The sequence below is a fragment of the Acinetobacter sp. ANC 4470 genome, assembly GCF_002135335.1.
Taxonomy (GTDB): domain Bacteria; phylum Pseudomonadota; class Gammaproteobacteria; order Pseudomonadales; family Moraxellaceae; genus Acinetobacter.
Map to the genome: position 1 here is coordinate 104964 of NZ_NEGC01000005.1, position 12116 is coordinate 117079.

General features: G+C 41.7%; 11 protein-coding genes. 4 read left to right on the forward strand and 7 right to left on the reverse strand.

All coding sequences use genetic code 11. The features are described 5' to 3' along the window. Positions 1-121: 121 nt before the first annotated feature. Positions 122-1561: a PLP-dependent aminotransferase family protein gene (locus tag B9T25_RS09040; protein WP_086188113.1), complete on the reverse strand. Its 1440-nt coding sequence runs from the start codon at positions 1559-1561 to the stop codon at positions 122-124. A 99-nt stretch (positions 1562-1660) separates the two neighbouring features. On the opposite strand from B9T25_RS09040, the gene B9T25_RS09045 reads away from it, so the two are divergent. Then, positions 1661-2080 carry a hypothetical protein gene (locus tag B9T25_RS09045; RefSeq protein WP_086188114.1) on the forward strand — a complete coding sequence of 140 codons (420 nt, stop codon included), beginning with the start codon at positions 1661-1663 and terminating at the stop codon, positions 2078-2080. Here the strand turns inward: B9T25_RS09045 and B9T25_RS09050 are convergent. Continuing rightward, positions 2040-2930 carry a LysR family transcriptional regulator gene (locus B9T25_RS09050; RefSeq protein WP_086188115.1) on the reverse strand — a complete coding sequence of 297 codons (891 nt, stop codon included), beginning with the start codon at positions 2928-2930 and terminating at the stop codon, positions 2040-2042. The genes B9T25_RS09045 and B9T25_RS09050 overlap by 41 nt on opposite strands. 115 nt (positions 2931-3045) lie before the next feature. On the opposite strand from B9T25_RS09050, the gene dkgB reads away from it, so the two are divergent. Continuing rightward, complete coding sequence (gene dkgB, locus B9T25_RS09055; protein WP_086188116.1) at positions 3046-3849, forward strand: 2,5-didehydrogluconate reductase DkgB; 804 nt, start codon at positions 3046-3048, stop codon at positions 3847-3849. Between the two features lie 9 nt (positions 3850-3858). Beyond that, positions 3859-5031, forward strand: a complete 1173-nt coding sequence (locus B9T25_RS09060; protein WP_086188117.1) for an MFS transporter — start codon at positions 3859-3861, stop codon at positions 5029-5031. Positions 5032-5085: 54 nt separating this feature from the next. Here the strand turns inward: B9T25_RS09060 and B9T25_RS09065 are convergent, their stop codons facing one another. Together B9T25_RS09065 and dapB are read right to left on the reverse strand one after the other, a co-directional pair. Beyond that, positions 5086-5730: an START domain-containing protein gene (locus B9T25_RS09065; RefSeq protein WP_086188118.1), complete on the reverse strand. Its 645-nt coding sequence runs from the start codon at positions 5728-5730 to the stop codon at positions 5086-5088. A gap of 58 nt (positions 5731-5788) precedes the next feature. Then, positions 5789-6610, reverse strand: coding sequence for a 4-hydroxy-tetrahydrodipicolinate reductase (gene dapB / locus B9T25_RS09070; RefSeq protein WP_086188119.1), 822 nt, complete (start codon positions 6608-6610; stop codon positions 5789-5791). A gap of 290 nt (positions 6611-6900) precedes the next feature. Here dapB and B9T25_RS09075 point away from each other — a divergent pair, with 290 nt between their 5' ends. Then, positions 6901-7149 carry a hypothetical protein gene (locus B9T25_RS09075; protein WP_086188120.1) on the forward strand — a complete coding sequence of 83 codons (249 nt, stop codon included), beginning with the start codon at positions 6901-6903 and terminating at the stop codon, positions 7147-7149. A gap of 96 nt (positions 7150-7245) precedes the next feature. Here the strand turns inward: B9T25_RS09075 and dnaJ are convergent, their stop codons facing one another. From dnaJ to B9T25_RS09090, 3 genes are all read right to left on the reverse strand, one after another. After that, positions 7246-8361 carry a molecular chaperone DnaJ gene (gene dnaJ, locus B9T25_RS09080; protein WP_086188121.1) on the reverse strand — a complete coding sequence of 372 codons (1116 nt, stop codon included), beginning with the start codon at positions 8359-8361 and terminating at the stop codon, positions 7246-7248. A gap of 106 nt (positions 8362-8467) precedes the next feature. Next, positions 8468-8845, reverse strand: coding sequence for a hypothetical protein (locus B9T25_RS09085; protein WP_086188122.1), 378 nt, complete (start codon positions 8843-8845; stop codon positions 8468-8470). Positions 8846-8978: 133 nt separating this feature from the next. After that, positions 8979-12113, reverse strand: a complete 3135-nt coding sequence (locus tag B9T25_RS09090) for an efflux RND transporter permease subunit (RefSeq protein WP_086188251.1) — start codon at positions 12111-12113, stop codon at positions 8979-8981. Positions 12114-12116: the final 3 nt, after the last annotated feature.

The window sequence follows — 12116 nt, forward strand, 5'->3', positions numbered from 1 at the left end:
TCAACAAAATACTTTGTTGGTTTGGATTTGGAAAAATACCCTATGTTTAGGTAAGACTCATCAACTGACAACGCTATCACTCAAAATCAGTTAAGCCGCACAACACTTTCTTCTGGGAAATTTAAGCAACCTGTGCCGACGTTAATTGTTCTCTACTCCAATCCGCCAAGAGCACAATCGCATCACGAATTTCATCTGACAATTCATGCCCCGCATTTAAGCGAATACAATTCTTATAGCGTCCATCTTCACCAAAGACCTCACCAGGTACAATGTTAATCCCCTGCTGTTGCGCAAAATGATACATCTCTAAACCATCAATCTGGGCAGGCAATTGAATCCAGAGTGCATAACCACCACTCGGTTGATTTAACCGAATTTCAACCTGATGAAAAGCGGTCATCACGAATTGTCGATACTGTTCAACCTGCGCCATAAGAATCGGTTTTAGCGACGTTAAATGCTCGCGATAAGCACGACTATAAATTAAATCGGCTAAACCCAATTGCAAAGGCGTATTCACCGAAACATTCAGCATCATGATTTTTGCTCTGAGATGCTGTAAACGTGAATGAATACAGAACCAACCGACACGATACGCCGGCGACAATGATTTGGACACTGAACCACAAAAAATCACATAGCCTTGTCGATCCCAATATTGAATCGGCAGTGGTCGTTTTAAACTAAAACTACATTCGGCATAGATATCATCTTCAATCACATAACATTGATACTGCGCTGCCAACTGTGCAATTTTTTCTTTTTGTGCATTGCTTAAACAAAAACCCAAAGGGTTTTGATAATTAACCGTCAGCAAACACACCTTTGCACCAGAGCTTTGCATAGCCTGTTCTAAACGTGCTAAATCAAAACCATGAGTATCCGCTGGAATTTCTACAATTTTACGCTTTAAAGTCGCCAATAATTGCAACTGACCATTAAAGTTAGGCGTGGGTACAATAATACTATCGCCTATTTCAGTCAGACTCTGAATCATCACCGATAGTGCAGGCATACAACCATTACTGATATAAATATCATCTTTGCCAATGTAGAAACCATCTTCTGCCCAATGTTCAGATAAGGCTTCTCGAAGGCGAATATGTCCCTGCTTATCGCTATATAAAAAATCTTCAGGCTTGCTATGCTTTAAAGCACGCTGAATTGAACGGCGTAAAGCTTCGGTTGGCACTAAATGAGGGGAAATTTGAATAGCCCCCAACTGAATCAATTTATTATTGATCGAGGCTTCTTGAATTTTAATTTGTAATTCTAAATTAGACACATCCCTCGGCTGAGATTGAAAATCTGGATGGGTCGGGCACTGAGTGTGCTGTACCTCCGATTTTTCCGCACTGACAAAATAGCCTGACTTATTTTTCACAAAGATCAGCCCTTGCGCTTCTAATAATTCATAGCATTTTTTGACCGTATTGATACTGACATTTTGCTGTTCGGCACATTGCCGTAGCGAAATAAGTCGTTGCTCTGCTTCTAATTCACCTTGCTTAATTTTATCGGCAATTTGTTCAGCCAAAACTTGATATTGAAATGCCATACATCTGTACTCATTTTTTAGAATTTTGTGTATCTGTATCTATCAACATAACAGATTTATGCTGCATTCACAGTCCATCATCATAAAAAGGAGTCATGCATGAAAATAATTAAACTCAGTATAGTCATCTTGAGTATCAGTTTTTTATTAATGGCGTGCCAACCTCAAGCAAGAAATACATTGGCACAAAAACAGAACTTTGTGTGTAAGTCTTTAATAGAAGGATTTTTAAAAACACAGCTATTGGGACAATACCAATTGCTGCATATTCAACCCACACTACACCAAACATCAGCACAACGTTTGTATAAATATCAGATCAGTTCAGATCAGCAGATGCGGATCAATATGCCACAGCAGCAGGATTTAAACTTTCAATGCAATCAAACCTCTGCACAACATTTTGAATTAAAGCTACTGAATCATGAACAGCAGGAAATACAAAGCTTGCTCACTTTAGATTTGCTACCACAGCAAACTATTGATGATTTGACAGCTTTTGCACTAAAAACTGAATAAATAAACGGACACGCTTTGGCAAATGTTCTTGTTGATAGTAAACAGCATGGATGCTCTGTTCATAGTGCTCAATTTGATCTTCAAATAAAGCAACCAGTCGTTTTTGTTCCAGATCTTGCTGCACTAAAAAAGCAGACAAACAGGTTATGCCTAAACCATCCAATGCCATTTGACGTACGGTTTCCCCATTGGATGCTTTAATTTTTGGATGAACTGTCAGCTGTTCTCCATTCACAAGAATGGGCCAAGTATTTAAATGATTCACTTTGCTAAAGCCAATTTGGGCATGATTCAAAATATCGCTAGGCATTTTGGGATAGCCGTGATTTTCTAAATATTCAGGGCTTGCGACAATATACAAACGGCTTTTACATAATAATTTGGCATGTAAACTTGAATCATTCAGCTGCCCAAAGCGGATTGCAACATCCGTTTTATGTTCCAACAAGTCAATAATTTGATCATTACTATTCAATTCGATTTCAATATTGGGGTAAAGCTGTGTAAATTCACGCATCAATGGCACGATCACATGCAAGACAAATGGTGTCGCTGAATCAACTCGAATGAGCCCAGAAGTATCGGTATCTGATTTTAATAATGCATCTTCTGCTTCAGTTAAATCATTTAAAATTTTGCGTGCTCTATCTAAAAATAATTGTCCTTCTTGAGTGAGTTTCAGTTTACGCGTGGTGCGTTCGAGTAAGGTCACATGCAACTTATTCTCAAGACGTTGTAAAGCACGGCTTACCCCTGATGTGGTTTGTGCTAAACGCTCTGCTGCCATCACAATCGAGCCGCTATCCACAATCGTGACAAAAGCATGTAATTCTTCAATGGTTGACTTCATCTTCAGTCCATTTATTGATTTTTAATCAATAATATTTTGCAAATTAGTGCATTTTTTAGCAACAATAAAATCACCAAAATAGCACGATCTTAAAAACTTAAATATTGAGTAAAACATGATTGTTCCCCAATTTGGTCTTGGTACATTTCGCTTGTCTGGACCAACCCTAATTAATTCAGTCCAAACAGCACTTGAGGTCGGTTATCGTGCTGTAGATACAGCGCAAATTTATGGCAATGAAACTGAAGTGGGTCAGGCAATCGTTGAAAGCCAAGTCAATCGTCAAGATTTATTTATCACCACTAAAATCTGGACAGAAAATTATGCCCCAGAAAAACTCATTCCCACTCTAAAAGACAGTTTACACAAGCTACGTACTGATACGGTCAATCTGACCTTAATTCATTGGCCTGCACCTAAAATGGGGGTATCTATACCAGAGGTGATGCAAGCCCTTTTGGAAGCAAAAAAACAAGGATTGACCGAACACATAGGCATTTCTAACTTTAATATTGAACTCACTAAGCAAGCGATCGAGAGCATTGGTCTAGAGCATATTGCGACCAATCAAATTGAACTCAGCCCTTATTTACAAAATCAGCGTCTCGTCAATTTTTTACAGTCACAGCATATTGATGTCACTTCTTATATGACTTTAGCTTATGGCAAAGTGCTGAATGATCCAATACTGCAAGATATTGCTGCACAGCATCAAGCCTCGAGTGCACAAATTGCTTTAGCATGGGCATTACAAAAAGGCTTTGCCGTGATTCCATCTTCAACCAAACGTGAGCATTTAATCGCGAATTTGCGCGCGCAAGAGATTGAATTAACAGCAGAGCAAATGATGGCTATTGCAACACTAGATCGAAATGCACGTGAAGTCGATCCTGAACAACTTGTACCGCTATGGGATTAAGACTCACTGATGAAAATTAATTTCCCGTTACTAGCACTTGCAATCGGTGCCTTTGCCATTGGCACCACCGAATTTTCACCGATGGGTTTTTTGCCTGAAATTACTCAAGGCTTCGACATTTCCATTCCACGCGCTGGCATGCTGATTAGTGCCTATGCTTTGGGGGTGATGTTGGGTGCACCCCTCATGACCTTGTGGCTGAGTCGCTACCCAAAACGTCAATCCTTAATTTTATTGATGGCTATTTTTACCATTGGTAATATTTTGGCCATGCTTGCACCCAGTTATTTGGGACTAATGGGTGCACGAATCATTACTAGTTTAAACCACGGTGCATTTTTTGGCATTGGTTCAGTGGTGGCTGCCAGTATTGTTCCTAAAGATAAACAAGCCAGTGCTGTCGCCATGATGTTTATGGGACTCACCATTGCCAATATTGGCGGTGTTCCCCTCGCCACTTGGATTGGACAAAATATCGGTTGGCGTATGTCCTTTATGGGGATCTCTCTACTGGGATTAATCACCATGTTTGCACTCTGGAAAGCCTTACCTGAAAGTACAGCCAGTCATCAACCCAATGTAAAACAAGAGTTAAAAGTTTTAACCCGTTTGCCCGTTGTGCTGGCATTAATGACCACGGTGATGAGTGCAGGTGCAATGTTCACGTTATACACTTATATTGCACCAAGCTTAAAAGCCTTTAGCCATGCTTCACCTGAACTGATTACCTTTATGTTAGTTCTCATCGGGGTTGGCTTTTCTATCGGTAATCATTTAGGCGGGAAATGTGCCGATCTGTCCTTAGATAAAACCTTGATTGGCTTTTTATTACTGCTTATTGTGATGATGTTATTGTTCCCTATTTTAGCAAGTACCACACTAGGGGCGGCACTGGCATTAATTATTTGGGGAGCAGCAGCTTTTGCCGTGGTTCCAGCCTTACAAATGCGTGTCATGTCAGTCGCCCATGATGCACCAGGCTTGGCTTCTTCGGTAAATATTGGTGCCTTTAACTTAGGTAATGCTTTAGGTGCCATAGCGGGCGCAAGTGTATTGAATATGGGGCTGAGCTATACAGCGGTCTCATTTGTCGGCGCAGGATTAAGCATGCTTGCATTAATTTTGGTACTGATACAAATGAAACTTGTAGCCAACAAAACTTTGAACTATCAACAATGCTGATGCATTATTGTGAGAAAAAAGTCCGCATGCTGCGGACTTTTTTAATTTTTAACCTTAACGCAAAGCTTCGGGCAAAGCAGGAATGCTGCTCCGTTTAGCCAATTCCATCTTCATCTTCTGTAGCATCTGATACGGTTGTTGTTGTACAAACATATTCACAAAGGTTAAAGGAATCGAGCCTTCAGGATTCGCATAGCCATAAGTCGAGACTTTAACTTTATTATTGGCTAATTTTTGAAAGCTCCAATCCCCTTCATAATGGGTCAAACGGACATAATCTGGATTTTTGGCATAGCCTTTATCGATGGCTTTATTTTTAATGCTAATCACGCCTTGGGCATCTTTGACCATTTTGCCTTGTACCACTAAATCACGGTCTTTCAATGGAAAAGGAAAGTCGAGCACCATATACAACAAAAATTCGCCTTTTTTATCATCACGCGAAAGGACTTTGACGCTGCCCATATACGGCACCCATTGTACCGCATGATCAACATCTAAAATCAGCGCAACGGCTTTCTCTAAAGGCGTATCGTAAGTAGTTTCAGCTTTGTATAAAAAGACTGGGTTTTGACTATTTTGATAGGTCCAAACTTTAATGTTATTTTTATTCATACTGAGCTTGGCATTATCAAGCGGTTTAGCTTGTGCTGTAGCGAATATTGCTACAGCACAAGCCATCAAGATCACTTTTTTCATTCCGTTGAACTGCTTATTTTAGTTTTGTTATCTTGTTATAAATGATTTTGCTGAATTTTTATACTTGAATATCATTAAAACCAAGTACATCTTTCATATCATATTTACGCGCTTCACGACCCACCACCCATGCAGCAGCACGTATAGCACCCGCAGCAAAGTTCATCCGATTGGTCGCTTTATGGGTAATTTCAACACGTTCACCATCTGCAATAAACATTACTGTGTGCTCGCCAACAATGTCGCCACCACGAATGGTTTGGAAACCAATACTTTTGCGCTCACGCGGACCAGTATGACCTTCACGGCAATACACGGCATCTTCTTTAAGATCACGCCCCAAGGCACCCGCAATCGCTTCGCCCATCATCAGTGCAGTACCTGATGGTGCATCAACTTTATGACGGTGATGTGCTTCAATCACTTCAATATCAACCGTGTCGCCAAAGACTTTAGACGCAAGCTCTAACAGTTTAATCGATACATTTACACCGACTGAATAATTTGCTGCATACACTACAGGGGTTTGCATTGCGCTTTCATTCAGGAAGGCTTTTTGTTCATCGTCCATACCCGTGGTGCCGATCACAATTGCAACACCCGCTTCACGGCACAATTTTAAATGCTGTTGAGTCGCTACGGGTGCAGTAAAATCAACCACCACATCGCAGTCTTTTAAGACATCTTGTAGATGCCCCACCACCTTGACACCCACAGCACCAATACCTGCAAGCTCGCCTGCATCTGCACCAATCAAGCTACTTTCAGGGCGTTCAACTGCGGCTGCAAGCTGGTAACCTGCCTCATGGACTGCCTGAATAAGGATGCGTCCCATACGACCGCCTGCACCCAATACACCAATGCGTGGAGCTGCTGACATAACATATTCCTAATCTTGCTTCTAAATTGTCCTTACTATAGCAAAACTCTGTACGGAGACTAAGTTACAAGGCAAAATATTTCACCAAAAATAGATCAGCTCAGCCTACTTATTTTGAAATTAATACCCAATTAAATACAGCAAGAGCGACATAAACCAAACAGATGAGGTATGCAAATTTCAGCCTGAAAAATAAATGCTTTTAGCTACTTATTTTCATCTGATTGTAAACATCGCGACGCAGACTACGCATCACGAATGATAAAAAGATGAATTATAAGGAGATCAGGATGCATTCGAAAAAAATCGCGTTAACTATTTTTATAGCAACCCTCGTCAGCACGGCTTGGGCAGAACCGGCAATCCAAACGGGAGATACTTTAGAAAGCCTGTCACAAGTCAAAATCAGTATTCAGACCCGTAGCACTAGACCATATCAAGCTGACAATAATCAGGCAACGACCAAGCAAGAATCGACTGCTGAAGCAGCAGCGCAAATGGTGGATGTCAATGCGATTGATCAGCCCATGATTGAATAACTAAATTGAATAACTAATTTAGCCAAGTTAAGTGCGCATAAAAAAGGGGGAATATTGAATATTCCCCCTTTTTACTCTACATCTTGATAATTTGAATTAATCAAATAAGCCAAAGAATGATTTTTTCTTCGGTGATGACTTGCTGTTGTCATCATCCATGGTTTCTTGCAATTCTTTTAACAACTCACGTTGGCGGGCGGTTAAATTCACTGGTGTTTCAACCACGATACGGCAGAGTAAGTCACCTTGCATACTGGTACGTACAGGTTTAACCCCTTTACCACGTAAGCGGAACATTTTGCCAGTTTGAGTTCCTTCAGGAATTTTCAAACTAACACGACCTTCCAGTGTTGGAATTTCAATTTCTTTACCCAACGCAGCATCAGCAATACTGACTGGCACATCCATATATAGGTCTGCGCCATCACGTTGGAAAATTTCATGCTCACGTACTACAACTTCGACGTACAAATCACCTGACTGACCGTCACGAATGGCTTCGCCTTTGCCCGTTAAACGGACGCGGTCGCCATTGTCTACGCCTGCAGGAATCGTTACTTCAAGAGTTTGTTGACGATCAGACACACCAGAACCATGACATTTAGTACATGGATTCTTAATCATGGTGCCTTGACCACGACAGCTGCTACAGGTTTGCTGCACAGAGAAGAAACCCTGTTGCATACGCACTTGGCCCGCACCATGACAGGTCGGACAAGTTTGAACATCTTTAGGATTTTTTGAACCTTTACCATCACAAGCATCACACGGTGCTGGTGCGGTAAAAGTAACGGTTTTTTTCACGCCCTTAACCGCTTCTTCAAGGGTCAGCTCCATTACATAGCGAAGGTCTGATCCACGACGAGCGCGTTGTTGACCACGCCCACCACCGCCACCAAAAGCGCCACCAAAGATATCACCAAATTGGCTAAAGATATCTTCTGCGCTGAAACCACCACCAAAGCCGCCACCGCCGCCCATACCACCTTCAAAGGCACTGTGCCCCATACGGTCATACATACTGCGTTTTTCGCCATCCGATAAAATTTCATAAGCTTCAGCAGCTTCTTTAAATTTATCTTCAGCTTCAGGATTGTCTGGGTTACGATCTGGATGATATTTCATCGCCAACTTACGGTAGGCTTTCTTAATTTCATCATCACTAGCGGTTTTAGCGACACCCAAAACCTCATAATAATCACGTTTAGCCATGTCTGGCGATGCTCCTCACGGAATTTTGATAATACTTAACTGTGGACTGAAATTGGGGGTCAATCCAAATTTTACAAGGGGGACAGTGTAAAAAAGTTGAGTTTGATTAGAAAACGGCTTTATTTTTGAAAAAGCGAGACAGACCTTTCAGCCACGCATTAAGCAAAAACAAAAAGGCGATAAATGAGAAGACCACACCAGCAACGGTACAACCTGTTACCCAAAGTGCGCTATCCCAATAAAAGAAAATGAGTGGAATAAACCAAAGTGCAGCAAAAAGAACCAAAATAGAATAAATCACAATATTACGCATAATCCAAAGTGCTTGGGCTTGTAACCAAACTTCGGCATTATCTACTTGTGTGATTTTACGCGCATACCAGTATGCAAATACACCACTAATCACAGTAAATAAAGCAAAAAACATGAAGACATAAGAAATCGCAATAGAGCGGCGAAGTCGGCTTAAGTTATCTCGCTTCATGTGTGTTTCAACCCCATCTACTCGCATGTTTAGTTTTTTAATATGCAGTAAATTGCTTTATAGAAATGTATAAGAATATAAGGTGCTACTATATTGAAGTTTTCAATATTTCGCACCTTATTATTATCAAAAACTATGTACTCTGAGTATTTTTTTTCACTTTAAAGCATTGTGCATATAATGCAGGTAAAAAGAACAGCGTCAACAGGGTGGCGACAATCAATCCCCCCATAATCGCAACGGCCATTGGACCAAAGAAAATACTGCGCGATAACGGAATCATAGCCAAGACTGCAGCCAATGCAGTCAGCACAATTGGGCGACAACGACGTGCTGTCGCATCAATAATTGCCGACCAAGGATCATGTCCTGCTTGAATATCTTGTTCAATCTGATCAATCAGAATTAAAGAATTGCGCATAATCATACCCGACAGCGCAATCGTTCCCAGCATCGCGACAAAACCAAAAGGTTTATTGAACAATAACAAGAACAACACCACTCCAATTAAGCCTAAAGGTGCAGTTAATAAAACGATCGTGGCGCGTGACATACTTTTCAGCTGAATCATCAATAAGGTCATCACCACAGCCAAGAAAAATGGCATACCGGCATTGACCGAGTTTTGTCCACGTGCTGACTCTTCAACTGTTCCGCCCACTTCAATCAAATAACCACTAGGTAGCTCGGCACGCAATTGATCCATTTTTTCTGCCAGCTCGCCCACCACTGTCGCAGGTTGTAATTTGCTGCGAATATCTGCACGTACCGTAATGGTCGGTAAGCGGTTACGATGCCAAATCAAACCATCTTCAAAGCTATATTCAATTTTAGCAATTTGCGCCAACGGTACAGATCCACCACTTGCAGTCGGTACGGCCAAACTGGATAATGATCCAACATCGACCCGTTCGGCTTGGTCACCACGCAAACGAATTTCAATCAATTCACGCTTCTCACGGTATTGATTAATGGTGGCACCACTAATTGAACTATTCAGGAAATTTGCCAGATCCAGACTGGATACCCCCATTTGACGGGCACGATCTTGATCAATATTTAAATGAATGATTTTGCTTGGCTCTCCCCAATCCAAATGCACATTCTTGGTATTCGGATTATCTCCCACCACTGCTGCCACTTTGTGTGCCCATTGACGGACTAAATTCTGATCTTCACCTGAAACACGGTATTGCAATGGATAACCCACCGGTGGGCCATTTTCTAACAACGATACTCGCGTCCGAACATCAGGCAGTAATTTACGAATTTCTTGATCTAATGATTGGCGAATTTCATTACGATCATCTAAGGATGAAGCCAACACCACAAATTGAGCAAAACTGGCCTGTGGCAATTGTTGATCGAGTGGTAAATAGAAACGGGTTGAACCTGTACCGACATACGCCACATAGTTATCAATGCCCTGTTTGGTCGACAAGAATTTTTCGACCTTTTTCACCGCATTTTCGGTTGAAGTTAAAGATGCACCTTCTTCTAGCTTTAAATCGACCAAAATTTCTGCACGGTTCGATGGTGGGAAGAACTGCTGCGGCACCATTTTAAACATCAATACCGACAACACAAAAATACCGACGGTGGTCGCAATGACTGTTTTACGATAGGTAATACAGGTATTCACCCAGCCTCTAAACTTTTGATAGAACTTGGTTTGATAAGGATCATGATGTTCGCCCACATGATGCAGCACAGGTTTGGGTTCAGGTTGCTTGCGTAAACGTGCCCACAAACGCTGATACCACGGCGCTTTTTGCGACAGATTGGTAAAATCTGGCAGCAGTTTATCGCCTAAATACGGCACAAAAAGGACTGCGGCAAACCATGACATAATCAGGGCAATGGTCACCACTTGGAAAATAGAACGCGTGTATTCACCGGTACTCGATGCTGCGGTGGCAATGGGCAAGAATCCTGCTGCGGTAATTAAAGTCCCTGTCAGCATCGGGAAAGCCGTGGTTTTCCACGTAAATCCTGCTGCCTCTAACCGGCTATAACCCTGCTCCATCTTAATCGCCATCATTTCAATAGCGATAATGGCATCATCGACCAATAAACCGAGTGCCAAAATAAGTGCACCCAATGAAATTTTATGTAGACCAACATCAAATAGATGCATGCCTGCAAAGGTCATGGCAAGCACCAGTGGAATTGAAAATGCCACCACCAAACCCGTACGGAAACCCAGTGAGAAAAAGCTGACCAGTAATACAATAATCACCGCTTCAGCCAATACCTTCATGAACTCATTGACACTGCGTTTTACCGCCACAGGCTGATCGGAAACTTTTTTCAGCTCCATACCTAAGGGCAAAGCTTTTTGTAATTGGGCAAATTCCGTTTCTAAGTTTTTACCGAGGGCAAGAATATCTCCACCTTTACGCATGGAGACGGCAATGCCAATACCATTTTCACCCATAAAACGCATACGTGGCTGAGCAGGTTCACTAAAGCCACGATAGACCTCGGCAACATCACCCAATTGAATGGTTTTACCCGCCACCAAAAGCGGCATTTGTTTCAGTTCATCAACACTTTGTAACTGACCACTGACCCGTATTTGAATACGATCTGTGCCCGTTTCAAAGAACCCTGCGTTGGCCACCGTATTTTGTTGTTGTAATGCTTGTTGAATCGCTGTCACTGGAATACCCAGTTGCGCGGCTTTAGTATTGGAGAGTTCAACCCAAACTTTTTGGTCTTGTAAGCCGACTAAATTGACCTTACCGACATCTTTAACCCGTTGCAGTTGTAGCTGTAAGCGGTCGGCATATTCTTTTAATATACCGTAGTCAAAATCTTTGCCGGTCAAAACATAAATATTACCGAAAGTATCGCCAAACTCATCATTAAAGAAAGGCCCTTGTACACCACTGGGGAGTTGTTGTTTGATATCGCCGACTTTTTTACGGACTTGATACCACACATCTGGAATTTGACTCGAGCGCAATGAATCTTTCGCAACAAAGGTCACCATCGATTCACCGGGACGCGAATATGCCATGATCCGTTCATAATTGCCCGTGCTCATGAGTTCTTTTTCAATACGGTCAGTGACCTGTAAGGAAACTTCTTTGGCTGTTGCACCCGGCCAATAGGTTTGAATCACCATCACCTTAAAAGTAAAAGGTGGGTCTTCACTTTGTGCAAGTTTGGAATAAGATACGATTCCAACAATCGCCAATAGCAACATAAAATAAAGAATTAAACCTTTATTTTTCAGTGCCCATTCGGACAAGTTATAGTTCATGGC

What these genes read in the sequence shown, in the direction of transcription:
- B9T25_RS09045 (WP_086188114.1), top strand. Translation starts at nt 1,661, where the DNA reads ATGAAAATAATTAAACTCAGTATAGTCATCTTGAGTATCAGTTTTTTA.
- B9T25_RS09065 (WP_086188118.1), bottom strand. Translation starts at nt 5,730, where the DNA reads ATGAAAAAAGTGATCTTGATGGCTTGTGCTGTAGCAATATTCGCTACA.
- dapB (WP_086188119.1), bottom strand. Translation starts at nt 6,610, where the DNA reads ATGTCAGCAGCTCCACGCATTGGTGTATTGGGTGCAGGCGGTCGTATG.
- B9T25_RS09085 (WP_086188122.1), bottom strand. Translation starts at nt 8,845, where the DNA reads ATGAAGCGAGATAACTTAAGCCGACTTCGCCGCTCTATTGCGATTTCT.
- dnaJ (WP_086188121.1), bottom strand. Translation starts at nt 8,361, where the DNA reads ATGGCTAAACGTGATTATTATGAGGTTTTGGGTGTCGCTAAAACCGCT.
- B9T25_RS09075 (WP_086188120.1), top strand. Translation starts at nt 6,901, where the DNA reads ATGCATTCGAAAAAAATCGCGTTAACTATTTTTATAGCAACCCTCGTC.
- B9T25_RS09050 (WP_086188115.1), bottom strand. Translation starts at nt 2,930, where the DNA reads ATGAAGTCAACCATTGAAGAATTACATGCTTTTGTCACGATTGTGGAT.
- B9T25_RS09090 (WP_086188251.1), bottom strand. Translation starts at nt 12,113, where the DNA reads ATGAACTATAACTTGTCCGAATGGGCACTGAAAAATAAAGGTTTAATT.
- B9T25_RS09060 (WP_086188117.1), top strand. Translation starts at nt 3,859, where the DNA reads ATGAAAATTAATTTCCCGTTACTAGCACTTGCAATCGGTGCCTTTGCC.
- dkgB (WP_086188116.1), top strand. Translation starts at nt 3,046, where the DNA reads ATGATTGTTCCCCAATTTGGTCTTGGTACATTTCGCTTGTCTGGACCA.
- B9T25_RS09040 (WP_086188113.1), bottom strand. Translation starts at nt 1,561, where the DNA reads ATGGCATTTCAATATCAAGTTTTGGCTGAACAAATTGCCGATAAAATT.